The 18787-nt window shown below is 37.4% G+C and carries 12 protein-coding genes; all 12 read right to left on the bottom strand.

Annotation, left to right across the window (positions count from 1 at the left end; genetic code table 11):
- Nucleotides 1–47: 47 nt before the first annotated feature.
- Nucleotides 48–857, bottom strand: a complete 810-nt coding sequence (gene cbiR / locus BBF96_RS01690) for a cobamide remodeling phosphodiesterase CbiR (RefSeq protein ID WP_127015551.1) — start codon at nucleotides 855–857, stop codon at nucleotides 48–50.
- A 96-nt stretch (nucleotides 858–953) separates the two neighbouring features.
- Entirely contained in the window at nucleotides 954–2207 is a 1254-nt protein-coding gene (locus BBF96_RS01685; RefSeq protein WP_127015550.1) for an ABC transporter substrate-binding protein, read from the bottom strand.
- Nucleotides 2208–2447: 240 nt separating this feature from the next.
- Nucleotides 2448–3281, bottom strand: coding sequence for a carbohydrate ABC transporter permease (locus tag BBF96_RS01680; RefSeq protein ID WP_164731153.1), 834 nt, complete (start codon nucleotides 3279–3281; stop codon nucleotides 2448–2450).
- Nucleotides 3282–3343: 62 nt separating this feature from the next.
- Nucleotides 3344–4312 carry a carbohydrate ABC transporter permease gene (locus BBF96_RS01675; RefSeq protein WP_127015548.1) on the bottom strand — a complete coding sequence of 323 codons (969 nt, stop codon included), beginning with the start codon at nucleotides 4310–4312 and terminating at the stop codon, nucleotides 3344–3346.
- Between the two features lie 582 nt (nucleotides 4313–4894).
- Nucleotides 4895–6730, bottom strand: a complete 1836-nt coding sequence (uvrC, locus tag BBF96_RS01670; RefSeq protein WP_127015547.1) for an excinuclease ABC subunit UvrC — start codon at nucleotides 6728–6730, stop codon at nucleotides 4895–4897.
- A gap of 148 nt (nucleotides 6731–6878) precedes the next feature.
- On the bottom strand, nucleotides 6879–8639 hold the full coding sequence (locus BBF96_RS01665) for a glycoside hydrolase family 13 protein (protein WP_164730845.1): 1761 nt from the start codon (nucleotides 8637–8639) through the stop codon (nucleotides 6879–6881).
- A gap of 21 nt (nucleotides 8640–8660) precedes the next feature.
- Nucleotides 8661–9509 carry a sugar ABC transporter permease gene (locus BBF96_RS01660; RefSeq protein ID WP_127015545.1) on the bottom strand — a complete coding sequence of 283 codons (849 nt, stop codon included), beginning with the start codon at nucleotides 9507–9509 and terminating at the stop codon, nucleotides 8661–8663.
- The gene (locus BBF96_RS01655; RefSeq protein WP_127015544.1) at nucleotides 9506–10819 is read right to left on the bottom strand and encodes a carbohydrate ABC transporter permease; all 1314 of its coding nucleotides are present in this window, start codon (nucleotides 10817–10819) and stop codon (nucleotides 9506–9508) included. Before BBF96_RS01655 ends, BBF96_RS01660 begins: the two co-directional genes overlap by 4 nt.
- A gap of 117 nt (nucleotides 10820–10936) precedes the next feature.
- Nucleotides 10937–12130 carry an extracellular solute-binding protein gene (locus BBF96_RS01650; protein WP_164730844.1) on the bottom strand — a complete coding sequence of 398 codons (1194 nt, stop codon included), beginning with the start codon at nucleotides 12128–12130 and terminating at the stop codon, nucleotides 10937–10939.
- Nucleotides 12131–12249: 119 nt separating this feature from the next.
- Nucleotides 12250–14586: a glycoside hydrolase family 31 protein gene (locus BBF96_RS01645; RefSeq protein ID WP_127015542.1), complete on the bottom strand. Its 2337-nt coding sequence runs from the start codon at nucleotides 14584–14586 to the stop codon at nucleotides 12250–12252.
- A gap of 78 nt (nucleotides 14587–14664) precedes the next feature.
- Nucleotides 14665–15687, bottom strand: coding sequence for a LacI family DNA-binding transcriptional regulator (locus BBF96_RS01640; protein WP_127015541.1), 1023 nt, complete (start codon nucleotides 15685–15687; stop codon nucleotides 14665–14667).
- Between the two features lie 209 nt (nucleotides 15688–15896).
- Nucleotides 15897–18767: an excinuclease ABC subunit UvrA gene (gene uvrA, locus BBF96_RS01635; protein ID WP_127015540.1), complete on the bottom strand. Its 2871-nt coding sequence runs from the start codon at nucleotides 18765–18767 to the stop codon at nucleotides 15897–15899.
- Nucleotides 18768–18787 lie beyond the last annotated feature (20 nt).

Raw genomic sequence — 18787 nt, 5'->3', positions numbered from 1 at the left:
TTATAGTTTGGAAATAAATTAAGATGGTTATCATAAAAATCATCAATTTATTTTGTTAGATATTGCCACACTTCTGCTACAACAGTCATGGACTGTTGGATATGTTCTGATTTAAACTGTTCTAAGATAATGGTCTCCTGATAATTATTCTTTTTTAGTAAATAGAACAGAGCCTTCAAATCAAGATTGGAATCTGCTTCACCCAATTGCTGATGATCCCGTCCATTGACCACATCATGAAGATGGATTACTTTTATACGATCATGATATTTTTGATAAAAGAGATAAAGATCTGAATTATTTAACAATAGGTGTCCCACATCCATACAAACACTATAATCAAACTCCTTAATTAACTCATCCAGAAAGATTAGATCATGAAATAGATTTTCAATAGCAACCATTCTAGGCTCGATCAGGTTTGTCAATCTAAATAAGGTCTCTCTCGCAGCCTCAAGTCGATCTTCATGAAGCTGTACCTCAAAAGGACGCCCTAGCGGTGTTCCACCTGTCAGGAAAAATGGTGCCACATGGAGAACATAAGCTTTAGGCTTTATATTCTCCATTTCCTTAAAAATTTCCTCCAACGTTTTTAAAGATGCATCCCGGATATAAGGGTTAACATCAGTCATACGTAAACTTAAAGGTAAATGAATTGTAAACTCCACTCCATACTGTTCCTTATAGTTTATCATAGCATCTTTTAAGGTACGATTTACAGGTAATGTTCGGGGGAATTCAAGGGTTATTTCTACCGTCTTTATTCCTAATTTGTAATTCAACTCAATATTTCCAACAGCATCTAGTGTTGGTTCAGTCAAAGATGTTGCACCTAAAAGAAATGGATAATCTCCCATTTTGTCACCTCAATTTCCCTAATTTTAATGTCAGATGTCAGACAATTATTTTCCAAAAACAGGGTCTACACAGATGTAGACCCTGTGCATAAAATTTTACTTGTTTCTAGCCAAAATCTTATCAACTTTTTCTGCTGCTGCATCTAAAGCTTCTTTTACAGTCATCTTATTTAAGAGAGCCTTCTGAATATATTCACTAATGACTTTACGAATTTCAGACCATCCATTTGGACGTGGATCAAAGGTACCGTAATCAAATTGAGAAGGACCTGCAGCATTCTTAGAATCAGCAGCAATATATTCTTTCCACTCTTTGGTTTTTAGAGCAGAATAACGAACTGGTAGATAACCGGTATTAACTGCCCAGTAAGTAGTATTTTCAGTGTTAATTAAGAACTTGATAAACTCCATAGCAGCATACTTAACTTCATCTGGATGACTCTTAAATACCGCAATATTGGTACCCATAAATGGAGCAGCAGCTTTCTCGCCCATTACCAGAGGAGCAACAGTCCACTTAAATTTATCACCAATAGCTTTTGCTACATATGGAATACCAGCTGAAGAGCCTTGGTACATAGCAATCTTGCCTTCACCAATTGGACCACTTAAATAACCTGTATAAACCATAGCAACCTTGTGCTTATAAACCATATCATGGAGGAATTGGAGAGCTTTTTGTCCAGCTTCATTGTTAAAGACAGCTTTGGTTCCATCTTCATTTAAGAAAGTACCTCCAGCTTGACGGAGAAAAATATTAAAAGTATCAACAGTTGGACGAATACCAAAACCATATACTTCAGGTGTACCATCACCATCTTCGTCTTTAGTAGCAGCTTTAGCAGCTTCCAATAACTCATCCCAGGTAGTCGGAACTTTTGGTACCATATCCAGGTTTACAAATAATACGTTAGTACTTTTATTAAATGGAAGAGTGTAAAGAGTATCATTCCACATATTAGACTTCTGGAAAATCAAAATGATATCATCAATCTCTTCTTGAGTGAAGACAGAACCGATATACCATTCTGCAGCTTCCAAAACTCCAGCATCAACTAATTTAGTAGTCCAATCTTCATATACCTGAGCCATTACAGGTGGTTTGCCTGCAGCAATAGAACCCATCAATTTCTTATTCAAATCACCATAACTCCCCTGATAAATAGGAACGACTTCAATTTTATCCTGAGATTCATTGAACCTCTTTATAATATCTTCTAAGTAAGGTGCATGACCTTTAGACATAGCATGCCAGAATGTTACGGTGATTTTATCTTTGGCCGCAGCAGGCAAAACTACAAGACCCATAACAAGTGCCACCAGCAAAGTCAGTAAAATAAACCTCTTCATAAAAACTCCTCCTTTAATTGATTTAAGATTTTACTGCAAAAAGCTAATTTTTAGCTTCATTAAAGAAATTTTTCGAACCATCTAAAGTTCGATCTCACTAAGATGGTTAAATTAAAAATTTCTATAGTGCTCAAAATTAACTTTTTGCAGTTTAATTATTTAATTAATTTTAAAAGCCAGACCTCTTACAATATCTAACTCCATTTCTCTCAAACGGAATTAGATAATATATTGAAGGTCTTAACCTTTTAAACCACTTCTAGTAATTCCCTGAATGAACTGCTTCTGCAAGAAGAAGAAGAGAATTAAAATTGGCATTAAGGCAAGGGTTGAAGCAGCCATTAATAAGTGATAATCTGTTCCAACATCTGAGGAAAAGAAGGAAAGACCAACTGGAACGGTTCGCATCTCTGGGGTATTTGTTACAATCAATACCCATAAAAACGCATTCCAGCTACCAACGAATTTAAATAATGCTGCTGTAATCAGTACAGGTTTAGAAAGAGGGATAATAATCTGCCAGAGAAACCTGAACCTGCTACAACCATCAATTTTTGCTGCATCATGTAATTCCTTTGGAATAGTCAAAAAGAACTGACGCATCAAAAAAATCCCAAAAACACTTACAACCCACGGAATGATTAAAGCCTTATAGGTATCAACCCATCCCAATTGAATAATGGTAATATAGTTTGGAATTAATAATACCTCACCAGGTATCATCATCGTTCCCAGAAAGATAATAAACAGCACATTCTTACCAAAAAAATCCATCTTAGCAAAAGCATATGCACCCAAAGCTGAAGTAATTAACTCCAGGAATGTACATGCAATTGCTACATAAAAACTATTGAAAAAATATCTAGCAAAAGGAGCAGCATTCCAGGCAATTTTATAATTTTCCCACATAAATTTGCTCGGAATCCACTTAGGCGGCATTGAAGCAATTTCACTTGGTATTTTCAATGATGTGGAGAGCATCCAGAAAAATGGTAAAAGAACAAAAACCGCCCCAACAGTCAATATCAGATATACAGTAAATCTGACGATTTTTTCCTTTATCTGATATCCCATACCCGGCTGGGCTTTGGGTATGATTGTTTTATTCAAAACTTCTCTCATTGACAATCACCCACCTAACTATAATGAACACGTTTTTTCGATATCTGCATCTGAATCAAGGTGAATATAAAGATAATAAAGAATAATACATACGCTCCAGCAGATGCATAACCCATTCTCCACTCACCAAAGGCCTTATCATAAACATAGAACACCATGGTCATTCCACTATTGTCCAGACCTGGAGTACCACTATATAGTACAAAGACCTGTGTAAAGATTTTAAATGCTCCAATCATAGATATGATTGAAATAAAGAAAGTAGTCGGCGAAATCAATGGCAAAGTAATATGACGAAACTTTTGCCATCTAGAAGCACCATCAACTTCAGCAGCTTCATATAATTCTGTCGGAACATTCTGTAAACCAGCAAGAAAAATTACTATATTATAACCCATCATCTTCCACACACTGAGCAGGATCAGGTTTGGAATGGTTAAAGAAGGATTATTCAGCCAATTAATCGGTGAAAATGACAACCAGTTTTCAACCCCACCTAATGTAAATATGTAAGCAAACCAATTTATCAGATGGGTTAATTTTAATAGAAAATAGTTTAATAAACCGTAATTATTGTAGTTAAAAATCCACTTCCAGACCATAGTTGCTGCTACCGGTGAAGTGATCCACGGAATAAAAAAAGCTAATCGATACCAGGAACGTGCTCTAATATTTGTATTTAACAAAATTGCGATAAATAGTGAAAGACACATCGTTATTGGGACAGACACGAAAACAAAATAACTCGTATTGATAATCGCCTTTAAAAATACTTTATCTTTAAACAATTCTTTGTAATTCTCCAGACCAACATAAGTCTTAGTTCCGATCAAATCCCAATTATAAAAACTCATTATAAAAGACTTAACTACCGGATAAAAGACAAAAACCCCCAGAATAATAAAGGCCGGCAACAAGTACATATAAGCCCAGAAAGTTTCTATCCAGAACGACTTCTTTTGATATTTAGTTGGTATATTCATTAATAATTCCACCTACCCTTCTAATAAATAACAATTCCCTCACTATAAGAAACCCGCAATATTAATAATTCACCATAAATTCTAATTTTCCTCTTTCTTTTTTCTCTAATTTCAAAAAAATCAAACTATTATAATTAAACTGCAAAAAGCTAATTTTGAGAACTATAGAAATTTTTAGTTTAACCATCTTAGTGAGATCAAACTTTAGATGGTTCGAAAAATTTCTTTTAGAACGCAAAATTAGCCTTTTACAGTAAAATCACTATTATTATTTGTTCCATTTTTAAAAGCAAAATCCTCCTAAAATTAGGAGGAATTCTAGTTAAATCTCTGTCAATTCCGAATTGCAATTTAATTAATGATTAAACTGCAAAAAGTTAATTTTAAGCAACATAGAAATTTTTAGTTTAACCATCTTAGTGAGATTTCAGTCGAAATAAGGTCTCAGCACAGGATGTGATGAGCTAATCAAGGGCCAGTAGGACCCTTTGATTAGTATGCCTTATTTCGACTGAAATAGAACTCTAGATGGTTAGAAAAATTTCTTTTAAAGTAAAAAATCAGCTTTTTGCAGTAAAATCATTAATCAGCTAAAAAATGAGAATCCAGGAATTTTCGAATAGTCTCAGCGGTTTTTTCACTTATTCCTTCCACCTGACAAAACTCCTCAATGGTGGCAGAACGAATTTTTTCCAATGAACCAAAATGTTGAAGCAATGCCTGCCGGCGTTTGGGTCCTATACCCGGAATCTCATCTAAAAGAGTATGGGTTAGCCGCCTGGTACGGAGCTGACGATGATAATTTACTGCAAACCTATGGGCTTCATCCCGTACCCGCTGAATTAGATATAAAGCTTCCGAATGACGAGGCAAGAGAATTGGATCAGACTGGCCCGGTAAAAAAACCTCTTCCTCTCTTTTCGCAAGTCCAATGATAGATTGATCTTTAATATTAATGCCCAATTCCTTTAAAACAGCTACAGCGGCATTAAGCTGGCCTTTACCACCGTCAATGATGATTAAATCAGGCATCTTCTGTCCTTCTTCCAAAACCCGGCGATAGCGGCGGCTTACCACCTCTTTCATACTGGCAAAATCATCAGGACTTCCTTCAGTAGAACGGATTTTAAAGCGGCGATAGTCTTCTTTTTTTGGCTGACCATTCTCAAAGACTACCATTGATGCCACCGTATCTGTCCCCTGAATATGTGAAATATCAAAGCCCTCAATCCGTATAGGAGGTCTCTTCAGCCCCAGATAATCCTGCAATTCTTTTACACCCTTAAGAGGCTTATTTAAAGCATAAGCTTCCTTTATCCTCTCTTTCTTCAGATTTTCCTTAGCATTTTTGTGAGCCATCTCTACAAGCTGCTTTTTTAGCCCACGTTTGGGCACATGAAGTTTAACCTTTCGCCCAGCTACGTCTTTAAGCCACTCACTTATGGTTTGTTCTTCACTGAGCTCAATCTCTAAAAGAATCTCCTTCGGCAAAATAGGTTGGTTCAAATAATATTGTTTGATAAAAGCAGACATAACTTCTCCCAATTCTTCTTCGGCTGTTCCTTCCATAATGAAATGTTCCTGGCCCAATAAGCGTCCCTTACGTATGATCATCACCTGTAAACAGGCCCTATCATCTTCAACTGCAACAGCCACCACATCCCGGTCCATCAAATCCTCAGTTACTACTTTCTGATTCTGAGTAACCTTTTCAATAGCTCGAATTGAATCACGGTAAAAGGCCGCTTTTTCAAAATCCAGTTCCTGAGCAGCTTTATTCATTCTCTCCTCCAAATCCCGGATCAATTTATCAGCCTTCCCCTCTAAAAATAAAATTACTTCATTTACAATCTGTCTATAATCTTTTTGGGAAATAGCTCCTATGCATGGCCCGGGACATTTTTTAATATAGTAATTCAGACATGCCCTATCTTCAAATTTCCCATCCTTTATCTTCTTTTTGCACATCCGGATGGGAAAAATTTTTTTAAGAATCCTCAGAGTCTTGTAAACTGCATCCACATCAGCATACGGGCCAAAATAACGAGCACCATCCTTTTTTATTAACCGTGTCTTAAAAATTCCTGGAAAATCTTCATTGATGGTAACTTTAATATATGGATAAGTTTTATCATCTTTAAGACGGATATTAAACTTAGGCTGGTGTTTTTTAATCAGATTAGCTTCAAGAATTAATGCTTCTACTTCCGAATCAGTCACTATATAGTCAAAATCATATATATGCTTTTTTAATATATGTGTTTTATAGGTATGATGCCGGGAATCCTGAAAATAGGAACGAACTCGGTTCCGCAAGACCTTAGCTTTTCCCACATAAATAATCTCACCATATTTATCCTTTAAAAGATATACTCCAGGCTGTCCTGGAAGAATCTTTAGCTTTTCAGTTAAATTCATCTGTCATCACCTTACTAAGAATCATTATCATTATTACTGTTACATAATTTTATTATAATACAGTATTAAACAAACTGCAAGGTGAGAGAATTAGCACTTAAAAGTTAAAAAACCTATCATCCAACACTGAATGATAGGTTTTGTTTGCTTACTGAACCAGAATTGCTGCCTCTACTGCTTCTACAGTTAGATTCAGCAATCCATCTTCTGTTTTTATAATCTCATTACGAAGTAGTTCCTGAACAGTTTTGGTAGGATCAAATCCTAGACTTTTTAGATCAATCTTTACTTCTTCTTCCTTTAAACCATTATTTATAATCACTAAAACCCGCTCATTTTCTGTATAACGTTCAAAAATGTAGATACCGGTAGCTTCATCTTTATAAATCGTGCGGAACTCACCTTTACGTAAGGCTTCATACTTGCGACGGATTTGAATCAATTTCCGGTAATGGTTAAAGAGATTCAGATCCTGTTCTTCTTCATCCCAGGGCATGCAGCGGCGGCAGTCCGGATCATTTCCGCCCTCAAGACCTATTTCATCACCATAGTATATAAAAGGCACACCCTGATATGTCATCTGAAAAGTAACAGCCAACTTTAACGCCTTTTTATTACCTTTAAACCTGGTCAAAATTCGCTCTGTATCATGACTACCCAGCAAATTCCAGGCGGCATCTACCGCCTGCTTAGGATAGGTCACCCGGTTTATGGTCAACCGTTCATCAAAAGCATCTACACTTAAAGTCCTTTCACCAAAAAATCCGATAACCGCTTCCCGGAAAGGATAGTTCATAACAGCATCAAACTGATCGCCCAAAAGATAAGCTCCTGCATGATGCCAGACCTCACCTATAATATAGAGATCGGGCTTAATGGCTCTCAATCGAGTACGGAATTCTCTCCAGAAGGCATGATCAATCTCATTAGCAACATCTAATCTCCAGCCATCAATATCAAATTCCCTTACCCAATACTCACCAACCTGTAAAAGATATTCTTTAACTTCCGGATTAGCATGTCTTAATTTTGGCATCCGCCAGACATTCCGGGCAAAGGTTTCATAATTCACTGGATCAGTGGTAATAGGATAATCCTTTATATAAAACCAATCCCAATACTTTGATTTAGTTCCATTTTTAATTACATCCTGAAATGGAGCAAACTCATATCCACAATGATTGAAAACAGCATCTAAAATAACTCTCATCCCACGTTTATGACATTCATTGATCAGCTTACGGAAAAGCTCCTTATCTCCAAAATGAGGATCTATTTCAAAATAATCGGTGGTGTCATATTTATGGCTGGTGGGAGATTTAAAAATCGGTGTCAGATACAGGGTGTTAACCCCAAGCTTTTCCAGATATGGAAGTTTGGCTAACACCCCTGCCAGATCACCACCGTACAGGTCCATTTGCGATGTAGGCTTCTCACCCCATTCCCGTACAGTCGTGGGGTCATTAGTTTTATCACCATTAAAAAATCGATCTGGAAAAATCGAATAGACTACAGCATCCTGTACCCAGTCGGGAATCTCAAAAAAATCTCTTTCTGCAATATAAGGATATTGAAAATATCCCGAATGATATCCTAATGGACGGCATTTACTAAAACCGAATTCATTATACCAGTATCTTTCTTTTCCATCATCCAATAAGAATATATATCGGAAAGTGCGGGTCTTTATCTGCACCTTGGCCCGGTAATAATCAAATAGTTGATCACTAGCATATTTTTCCATAATAACCCGATCTACCGGATCAGTTCCACAATACCGATCACCGTAAATTAAATAAACCACTTTTAAATCATCTTTTGCAGCTCTCAATTGAATCATTAATGTATCCTTAGCTATTGGGTATGCATAAGCTCCTCCTGCTTGATGAAAAATTGCTTCACGTAGCACCAAATTTTCCTCCTTCTGTTATTATCCTTTGGTTGCACCTTTGGTCAAACCGGATATGAAATATTTTTGTAGTGACAAATAAAGTATTACAATTGGAATTGCCATCAACAGTGCACCAGCAGTAAATGTTGTCCAGTTTTTTCCAAAATTATTACTAATCAGTGTAAATAATCCAACAGTTAATGTGTACTTATTAACAGATGTTAACAAAAGTCGAGCAAGTATAAAATCACCAAATGGAATTACAAAGTGGAATATTGTAATTACAGCAAGAACTGGAGCAGACAGTGGTATCATGATTCTCCAGAAAATTGTACTTCTACTTGCTCCATCAATCAAAGCAGCCTCTTCTAAAGATTTTGGAATGGTATCAAAATATCCTTTTAATATCCAGGTGTTAAAAGGAATACTGGTTCCAGCATATACCAATACCAGACCGAGATGTGAATCTAAAAGACCTGCCATATTTAATAGTACATACAGAGCCACCATATTCATAAATGATGGAAACATCTGGATGACCAACATAGTCATCAAACCATATTTACGGCCTGGAAAGCGGAACCGGGAATACGCATAAGCTGTCAAAGAACAGAGTACAAGTCCCAAAATAGCTGTCATAGCAGCCACTTTTATAGTATTCCAATACCATCTATAGAATGGATAATCCGGGTTATTCATCAGTTCCCGGTAGTGATCCAGTGTTGGATTTTTAGGAAACATTGTTGAACTGTATAAGCTATCCCCGGTATTAAAAGATGCTCCAATCAACCAGAGGATAGGATATACTGTTACACAAACCATTATGAGCAAAAAAATGTAGGTTAATGTTAATCGAATGACTTTTAAAAATTTTTGATTTCTAATCATTGCATCATATCCTCCTCTTTGAAAGAACGGGTCCTTGTAAAGTTATAAATACTAAATCCAGCTACAATAATAAAGATAATCAATGATAATGCTGCAGCATAGTTATACTTCAATTTATTCAGGGTCAGTTTAAATACCCAGGAAATGAGAATATCCGTACCACCAGCACCCCTTAATCCCAAAATGGGTGGATTACCCTGATTAAAGAGATATATTACATTAAAGTTATTAAAGTTATACGCCATCTGCATGATTAACAGCGGTGCAGTAGAATAAAGTACCAGCGGTAAGGTAATCTTCCAAAATTTTTGGAAAGGATTTGCTCCATCCACCACTGCCGCTTCATATACATCCTGGGGAATTCCCTGCAAAATTCCTGTACAGAGAGCCATACTGAAGGGAAAACCTAGCCAGAGATTTACAATCAAAACGGCAACTTTAGCCCAGAAGGGGTCTTCCAACCAGTGAATACGCTCAATGTTAAAGAACGCTAACAATTCATTAATAGGTCCAAAGTTTGTGTTAAAAAGACCTGACCAGATTAGAATGGATACAACCGCTGGAACAGCCCAGGGCAAAATTAAAATAGTTCTCCAGATTTTTGCTCCCTTTATATCCTTTTGATTCAATACCAGAGCAACTAAAAGTCCTAATCCAAAACAGCTAAAAGTTGATAAAACAGTCCAGACAATGGTCCAGGAAAATACAGTCAAAAATGTCTTCTTCCAGGAACCAAAAGTCCATATCTTTTTAAAATTAGTAAATCCAACCCATTCCAACAATTTTCCTGGAGGCGAATGATATAAATCATAGTTTGTAAATGCAATCAGTGTCGTAAAGATCAAAGGTAAAACTGTAACCAGGAGCAAGAAAATCATCCCTGGAGAAAGATATAAAAAAGCATAACCATGTTCAACAATATTCTTAAAAGTTTTCTTAATTCCAGGTACTTGTTTTCCCTGATCTCGTAATTTGCCATTTTTATAGGCATCAACTATATTAAATATATAAATCCCAAATACCATCAAAAATAAAATTAATCCAACAAGACTTTTAATCAAAATAACCAATGAATGGTGTTCTCCTGGTACTTCTCCTAAAGTAGTAATTCCCCAATATGAATACTTCCAGAATTCATATCCCTGAAACAATGCCGAAAAATAAAAGAGGGCAAAACCAATACCTTTTATAATTTGGCCATTAAAAATCTGACCTAAGCCCATAAAAATCGCTGATAAAATAGCAGCAATATAACGTCTAATACCTGTTTTTGTTTCACTTACCTCTACTGGATTAACCTGCGGTGACATCCTTAAGCACCTCTCTTTTTCAATCAATTGATAAAAATAACTTTTAAAATCAATTCATTGAAAAGATACATTCACACACTTTAAGTGTGTGAATGTATCTTTAAACTATGGTCTTTCTTAGTTCTTCATTTCCCAGATATTTTCGAGAATTTGCTCTACAGCCAGTTCTAAAGCTACCTCTGGAGTAGCTTCTTCTTTCAGGATGTAAGTTAGAGCATTAGCCATTGGTTCCCATACTTGCATCATTTCAGGAACGTTTGGCATTGGTACACCACGGCTTGCTTGAGTAGCAAATGCCAGGAAGTCTTCGTTTTGCTTGAATTCAGGCATTGCCAGAACTTCTTTATGAGTTGGAATAATAGCGTTCATTTTATAATGTCTGTAAGCATTTTTCTTGTTGGTTAACCAGAGGATAAACTTCAAAGCAGCATCTTTATTTTCACTGAACGCACTAATATAGTAACCTTTTACACCAATAAAGGTTTGTGGATATTCACCGTTAGAAAGCTTTGGTAATGGAGCAATACCGTAATTTACACCAGCTTTTTTGTACTCAGCAAATGCCCATGGACCATTGATGATAGCAGCAACTTTACCTTCTTTGAAGAGACCGTCAGCAACACTATAGTCGGTACCTTCTGGAATCAGACCTTCTTTACGGAATCTCAGCAATAATTTTGCGCCTTCGATTGCACCTTCATTGGCTAAACCAATATCTTCTACATTCAGACCATTTTCTGTTTCTTTAAATACATATGCACCATAACCGCTTAAGAAACCATAGCTGAAATAGAAGTTATTGATATCATACAAGAAACCATATTGTTCACCATCGGTCAGCTCTTTAGCAATGGTAAACAGAGACTCCATAGTGTTTGGAACTACAGGCAGAAGATCTTTGTTGTAAATCAGAGCAACAGTTTCCATAGCGTATGGAATACCATAAACTTTACCGCCATATCTCATAGCATCAACAGCAGATTCAATATAAGGGCTCAAATCCTCCTCAGTTACATCCAGAGGAGCAATGATACCTTGCATAACAGCTTTACCAATCCGGTCATGAGGCCAAACAACAATATCAGCACCTTTACCTGCTGGACCATCCAGAGCTAATTTGTCAGCCTGGCTCAATTGGTCAATACCTACTACTTCAATTTCAATACCGGTTTCAGCAGTAAATTCATCTTTTACAGAATTAATGAATTCGGTTTCTGGGCCAGGACTTTCCCAAATTACTAATTTGGTTGCAAACGCATTAGCAGACAGGGTAAATAATAATACCAACATCAAAACTAAACTCTTTTTCATAAAATCCATCCTCCTTAAAATTTTTATTTTTTGATTACCCTGAACCTTATTAATAAACTTTAAAATTACCCCCTCTTACCTTCACCTCCTAATATAAGGTTTTTTATATTTTTAACCAATTAAAATTTCTCATCAACAGGTAATTTAATAACCAGATCATTATCCACTACGATTCCTTCTATTTCTACACCGTTAACCATAACTTTATTTAAATCTGCCATACCTTTCAAAATAATTTTATAATACTTTAAGGGTGAGTCATATTCATTTACTTGAGGAACTATGGTCAAATTAACCGATTTATGACCAAATTCAGCCTTAAAACTGGTCAGATTATACTTACCTTCCCAATAGTCAAAACTTTTACCATCATCTTCATAGTAGAGATACTCAGCTTCAGGCCCAGGATAAATTAGGAGTGAAAGTTCTTCAATCTCTTTCTCACCAATGTAGTTGACAACCGGATACATCGGAATAATAGAACCTGCTTTGATAAAGATAGGCATCTTACTCAAAGGAGCATCTACAAGAATGGAACGTCTTCCAGAATATTTTTCACCTGTGTGGAAATCATACCATTCTCCCTCCGGTAGATAGACAGCCCGGGAATCTTTCCCTGGATGAAGAACCGGCGCTACCATAATCGCCTCACCCAACATAAATTGATCATTTAAATTATGGACTTTTTCATCATCCTGATACCTGAATAATAAAGGCTGCATTATCGGTTCACCGGTAATTGATGCACGATAGAAGAGATTGTAAAGATAAGGTAATAAACGGTATCGTAAAGAGATGTACTCTTTAGCAACTTTTTCAACTTCGGGCCCAAAACTCCAAGGTTCTTGATCTCTAGTCTGAACAGCACTATGAACTCGACAGAATGGATAGCAAATTCCCAATTGGATCCAGCGAGCAAATAATTCGGGGTTCGCATCAAAGTCAAAGCCTCCGATATCAGCACCGGCGAAAGTAACACCACTTAATCCCAATGTGGTCAGCATGGGAATAGACATGGCCATATGTTCCCAGAAACTCCTATTGTCTCCCGTCCAGACTGCTGCAAAACGCTGAATTCCAGCAAAACTGGCCCGTGTCAACACAAAAGGTCTCTCATCTGGACGGGCTTTAAGAAGACCTGCTTTTGCTGCTATACTCATATAAGTTCCATAAAGATTATGAAATTCAGCATGGGTTATTTCCCGTCCATCATTTTTGTGAATAATATCTAAAGGCATGGTTTTGCTTTCTCCTTCTAAAAGAGCGGGCTCGTTCATATCATTCCAGATTCCATCAATTCCAATTTTGACAAACTCCCGATTTTTTTCAGCCCACCACTCTCTAACCTCAGTCTGGGAAAAATCCGGGAATACACTATCACCGGGCCAGACCTTGCCAACAAAAGGAAACCCAAATCTATCCATACACAGATAACGGTTTTCCATAGCCTCATTATAAATCCAATAGTCTGGGTCTTTTTTGATACCGGGATCAACAATAGTAACCACTTTAAAACCCTGTTCTTTTAGATCAGCTAACATCTTTTCGGGATCTGGAAATCGTTCCCGATCCCAGGTAAAGACCCGGTAACCGTCCATATAATCAATATCCAGATAAATTACATCACACGGAATCTCTTTTTTACGAAAAGTTTCTGCAATTTCATAAACCTTATCCTGCGGGAAATAACTATACCGCGATTGCTGGAAACCAAGAGCCCAAAGGGGCGGTAGTTCTATTCGACCGGTTAATTCGGTATAGCGCTGAACGACAGTTTTTAAAGAAGGTCCATAGAATACATAATAATTCAGTGAACCACCGTCAGCTTCAAAATAGAAATAATCTTCAGACTCTTTTCCTAAATCAAAACGGCTCAAAAAAGTGTTATCAAAAAAGATTCCATATGCCTTTTTTCCTCTAAGTCCCAGAAGAAAAGGAATAGATTTATACATATGCTTTGTACTATGTACATGTGGAGAGCTTTGGTCAAAATTCCAAAGTTCATGATATTCTCCACGTTTATTCAAAAAACCTGTTCGTTCACCCAGGCCGTAAAATTTATCCTCTAAAGTTAGTGCCTTAACAGCCCGGACTTTAGATCCTTCCTTTTCAAATCCAAGCCCTTTATGAGCCAGGTCAGCAAGAATTAAATCTCCTTCTTTATCGTAAACTTCCATTCTATATGGATTATAATTTATCCTCAATCTCAATTTATTTGTTTCTATCTCAAAATATTTTTCTTTTTCTATAATTCGTGGTTTAAGCATCGGCCAGTTCTTTTTATATATAGCTATAGAATCAATAATCTCCTCTTCTGGCCGAATCATTTTAACTTGAAAAAGATCATCGGTCAAAATGTTTATCTGAACTACACAATTCTCTGCCACAAATTGAATTTCATTATTATCAATAACTGTATTCAAAATTTTACCGGGATATTTCCAATCTAAATTCATTTTTTGCTACCTCCTAACAACATTCGGTATTTTGTTTAAAACATTTACATTATAGTGTTTATACAAACTTTCCAACATTTAATTAGTGAGTGGTGCACAGGATTTACGAATAATAATTTCATTAGAAAGAACCAGCTGCTTTGGTTCAGGTTCTTCACCTTTTATCACTTTAATCAACATTTGTGCTGCTTTAACTCCCATCTCGTAAATAGGAATGCGGATTGTGGTTAATGGAGGATCAACATATGATGCCAGAGGGTTATCATTAAAACCAATCAAGCTAATATCTCTGGGAATAACTAATCCTCTTCTTTTTATCGCTTTCATGGCACCAACAGCTAACAGATCATCAATAGCAAAAACAGCTGTTAGGTCCGGATGTCTATCTAAAAGAGCCTCCATCCCATAATAACCGCCCTCTTCTGTAAAATCTACTTCTTCAACTAATGTTGAATCATAAGGAATTTCAGCTTCTAAAAGGCCCTGTTTATATCCTTCTAACCGGTCCTGGGACATTATATACTCTGAAGAACCTACCAAAAGTCCGATTTTACGATGGCCTAATCCGGTTAAATAAGAGATAGCTTTCTTTGCTGCCTGAATGTTATCATTATTAACCCAATATAGATTATCTTCACCCGGAATTCGACCAACCAGAACAAATGCGTGTTTTCCCTTCTGAAGTTTCTGTATTAATGAGTCATTTACCCGGGAAGCAAGAATTAATAACCCGTCTACCCGTCGTTCTTTAAGCATCCGTAAAGCCTCTTTCTCTTCCTGATAATGGTCTTTACTACTACTAAGTAACAAACTATAGCCAAACTCCTGAGTCACAGAAGTAATACCTCGAAAAATTTCGGGAAAGAACGGGTTTGACAGAGCAGCTACTAATGAACGGGAAAGAACTAACCCTATAGTCTCCGTAGTATTTTTAACCAGACTTCGGGCATTAGCATTTGGATAATACCCTAATTCTTCCATTACCTTTTTAACCCGTTCATGGGTAGCTTTACTAATTCGATCACTTCCAGCGATGACTCTAGAAACGGTAGATGGGGAAACTTTTGCTACTTTAGCTACATCTTTAATAGTGACACCCACTAATTTTCACTCCTTGAAATTAATAACCATTAATCGCAACGATTCAAACGTTTGCACAATTTTCAAAAAAAAATTTAACATATTCGTCATATTTACTATTCTACATTATAGGATAATTTCCTGCTCAATTTATAGAGTTTTTTTAGAATTTTCTGTGGAATAGTACTAAGACAAAGCCAGATATCCTGGCTTTGCCTATTTTACATCTATTAAGCCCCAACTACAGATGTTTCTTTATAAAATGTCCCATCTTCAGAATATTTACCTTTAGCCAAAATTTTTTTCAAGAACTGGCCGGTATAAGAGTTCTCATTTTCTGCAACTTCTTCAGGAGTTCCTGTTGCAACAATTTGACCGCCCCGGTCTCCACCTTCTGGCCCCAAATCAATAATATAATCGGCAGATTTAATCACATCTAAATTATGCTCAATAACTAAAACGGTATTACCACCTTCCCGTAATTTAAAGAGCACCTTAAGAAGTTTGTTTACATCCTCAAAATGAAGACCAGTAGTTGGTTCATCGAGAATATAAATTGTTTTACCCGTACTCTGCTTACTGAGTTCGGTAGCAATCTTAATCCTCTGAGCTTCACCACCAGAAAGAGTTGTTGCAGGCTGACCAAGTTTAATATAGCCCAATCCTACATCATATAAAGTCTGCAACCGTCTAGCAATAGGGGGTACATTTGAAAAAAATTCCAATGCTTCTTCTACTGTCATATCCAGTACATCTGCAATATTTTTACCCTTATATTTAATCTCCAGGGTCTCTCGATTATAACGTTTACCACCACAAACTTCACAGGGAACATAAACATCTGGGAGAAAATGCATCTCGATTTTGATGATTCCATCTCCAGCACAGGCCTCGCAGCGACCACCTTTAACATTAAAGGAGAAACGCCCTTTTTTATACCCCCGGGCCCTTGCTTCCGGTGTAGAAGCAAATACATCCCGGATATAGTCAAAGACTTTAGTATAGGTCGCCGGATTGGAACGAGGAGTCCGCCCAATGGGCGATTGATCGATAGTAATTACTTTATCCAGATGCTCAAGCCCAAGGATAGCATCATGCTCACCGGGCCTTTCTATCGAATCATAAAAGTGCTGCATCAACTTGCGATGAAGAATCTGGTTTATCAGAGTACTTTTTCCGGAACCGGAAACACCGGTTATACAGGTAAAAGTACCAAGAGGAATTTTTACATCTATGTTTTTCAGGTTATGCTGTCTGGCACCCTTAATCTCCAGATATTTACCATTGGGTTTCTTGCGGGAAGATGGAATAGGAATAAAACGCTGACCGGAAAGGTATTGGCCAGTAATAGACTCTTCAACTTTCATCACGTCTTCAGGTGTACCCTGAGCCACCACTCTACCACCATTTCGTCCAGCACCCGGGCCAATATCAATCACCCAATCAGCCTCTCGGATTGTATCCTCATCATGTTCTACAACAATGACAGTATTACCAATATCCCGTAGATCTTTTAAGGTTTTGATCAACCTATCATTATCCCTTTGATGGAGCCCGATACTCGGTTCATCAAGTATATAAAGCACTCCTACTAGCTTAGAACCAATCTGTGTAGCCAACCTAATCCGCTGAGCTTCTCCCCCTGATAAAGTCCCAGCAGCACGGTTTAGGGTCAAATAGTCAAGACCTACATTATTTAAAAAACTCAATCTGGATTTGATCTCTTTTAAAATCTGCTCAGCAATCAACTGTTCCCGTCCAGTCAGTTTCAGATTTTCAAAAAACTCTAAAGCCTCTTTTACAGAAAAACAGGTCACATCATAAATAGAAAGCCCGCCCACTTTTACAGCCAGAGATTCTTTTCTCAAACGGGCACCGCCGCATTCTGGACATGGCCGAACACTCATATAGCGTTCCATTTGAGCATGATAAGATGGAGTATTATTTTCCTGCATCCGGCGTCTTAAATAACCAATAATCCCAAGCCATCTTGTCTCATGCAAGCGAGTACGGCCGTAAGAATTAGTATAATTAAATTTAAGCTTTCTATCCCAACCATAAAGAAGAACCTCAATGACTTCTTCAGGTAAATCTTTAATTGGAACATCCAGACTAAAACCCAATTCCCTAGCCAAAGCAGCCAGAACCTGGGGAAAATATTTACCGTTAGAATGGCGCCAGGGAATTATTCCACCATCATTGATAGAACGTTCCCAATCCAGAATTAGATCCGGATCAAACTCCCGCTTTTCTCCTAACCCATCACATTGTGGACAGGCTCCATAAGGACTGTTGAACGAAAACATCCGGGGAGTCAGTTCTTCTAAATTAATACCACATTCCACACAGGCAAACTTTTCACTCATCGTCAACTCTTCACCATCGATAACATCGATAATAACCAGACCTTCCCCCATTTTAAGAGCAGTTTCTAAAGAATCAGCCAACCGCCTCTCAATCCCCTCCTTAACAATTAGACGGTCAACCACAACTTCAATATTATGTTTTTTATTTTTATCAAGAACAATCTCATCAGTAACTTCCCTGATCTCACCATCAACCCGGACTCGGACAAACCCTTCCCGCCGGGCCATCTCGATTACTCCCTGGTGTTCACCCTTTCTACCCCGAACCAATGGAGCTAAAATTTGAATTTTAGTTCTCCCCCCCAGAGCCATGATCCGATCCACCATCTCTGAAACAGTCTGGGAAGTGACGGGTCGACCACATTCCGGACAGTGAGGATGACCTACCCGCGCAAATAGAAGTCGCAAGTAATCATAGATTTCGGTCACTGTTCCTACAGTGGAACGGGGATTTTTGCTGGTTGTCTTCTGGTCAATACTGATAGCCGGAGACAGTCCTTCAATATACTCCACATGGGGTTTTTCCATCTGGCCCAGAAACTGTCTCGCATAAGCAGATAAGGACTCCACATAACGTCTCTGACCTTCTGCATAAATGGTATCAAAGGCCAGAGAAGATTTACCGGAACCGCTTAAACCGGTGATTACTACCAATTTGTCCCGGGGAATCTCTAAGTCCAGATTTTTTAAATTGTGCTCTTTGGCTCCACGAATAATAATTTTATTTTTACCCATTTTGGTTAAACCTCCATCTT

It is taken from the genome of Anoxybacter fermentans (genome assembly GCF_003991135.1).
GTDB classification, from domain to species: domain Bacteria; phylum Bacillota; class Halanaerobiia; order DY22613; family DY22613; genus Anoxybacter; species Anoxybacter fermentans.
The sequence above is the reverse complement of the archived record's forward strand: the minus strand, read 5'-3'. Positions and strand labels throughout refer to the sequence as shown.

Excerpts from the sequence above, each read along its gene's own strand:
- cbiR (WP_127015551.1), bottom strand. The coding sequence starts at position 857 with ATGGGAGATTATCCATTTCTTTTAGGTGCAACATCTTTGACTGAACCA.
- BBF96_RS01685 (WP_127015550.1), bottom strand. The coding sequence starts at position 2,207 with ATGAAGAGGTTTATTTTACTGACTTTGCTGGTGGCACTTGTTATGGGT.
- BBF96_RS01680 (WP_164731153.1), bottom strand. The coding sequence starts at position 3,281 with ATGGGATATCAGATAAAGGAAAAAATCGTCAGATTTACTGTATATCTG.
- BBF96_RS01675 (WP_127015548.1), bottom strand. The coding sequence starts at position 4,312 with ATGAATATACCAACTAAATATCAAAAGAAGTCGTTCTGGATAGAAACT.
- uvrC (WP_127015547.1), bottom strand. The coding sequence starts at position 6,730 with ATGAATTTAACTGAAAAGCTAAAGATTCTTCCAGGACAGCCTGGAGTA.
- BBF96_RS01660 (WP_127015545.1), bottom strand. The coding sequence starts at position 9,509 with ATGATTAGAAATCAAAAATTTTTAAAAGTCATTCGATTAACATTAACC.
- BBF96_RS01655 (WP_127015544.1), bottom strand. The coding sequence starts at position 10,819 with ATGTCACCGCAGGTTAATCCAGTAGAGGTAAGTGAAACAAAAACAGGT.
- BBF96_RS01650 (WP_164730844.1), bottom strand. The coding sequence starts at position 12,130 with ATGAAAAAGAGTTTAGTTTTGATGTTGGTATTATTATTTACCCTGTCT.
- BBF96_RS01645 (WP_127015542.1), bottom strand. The coding sequence starts at position 14,586 with ATGAATTTAGATTGGAAATATCCCGGTAAAATTTTGAATACAGTTATT.
- uvrA (WP_127015540.1), bottom strand. The coding sequence starts at position 18,767 with ATGGGTAAAAATAAAATTATTATTCGTGGAGCCAAAGAGCACAATTTA.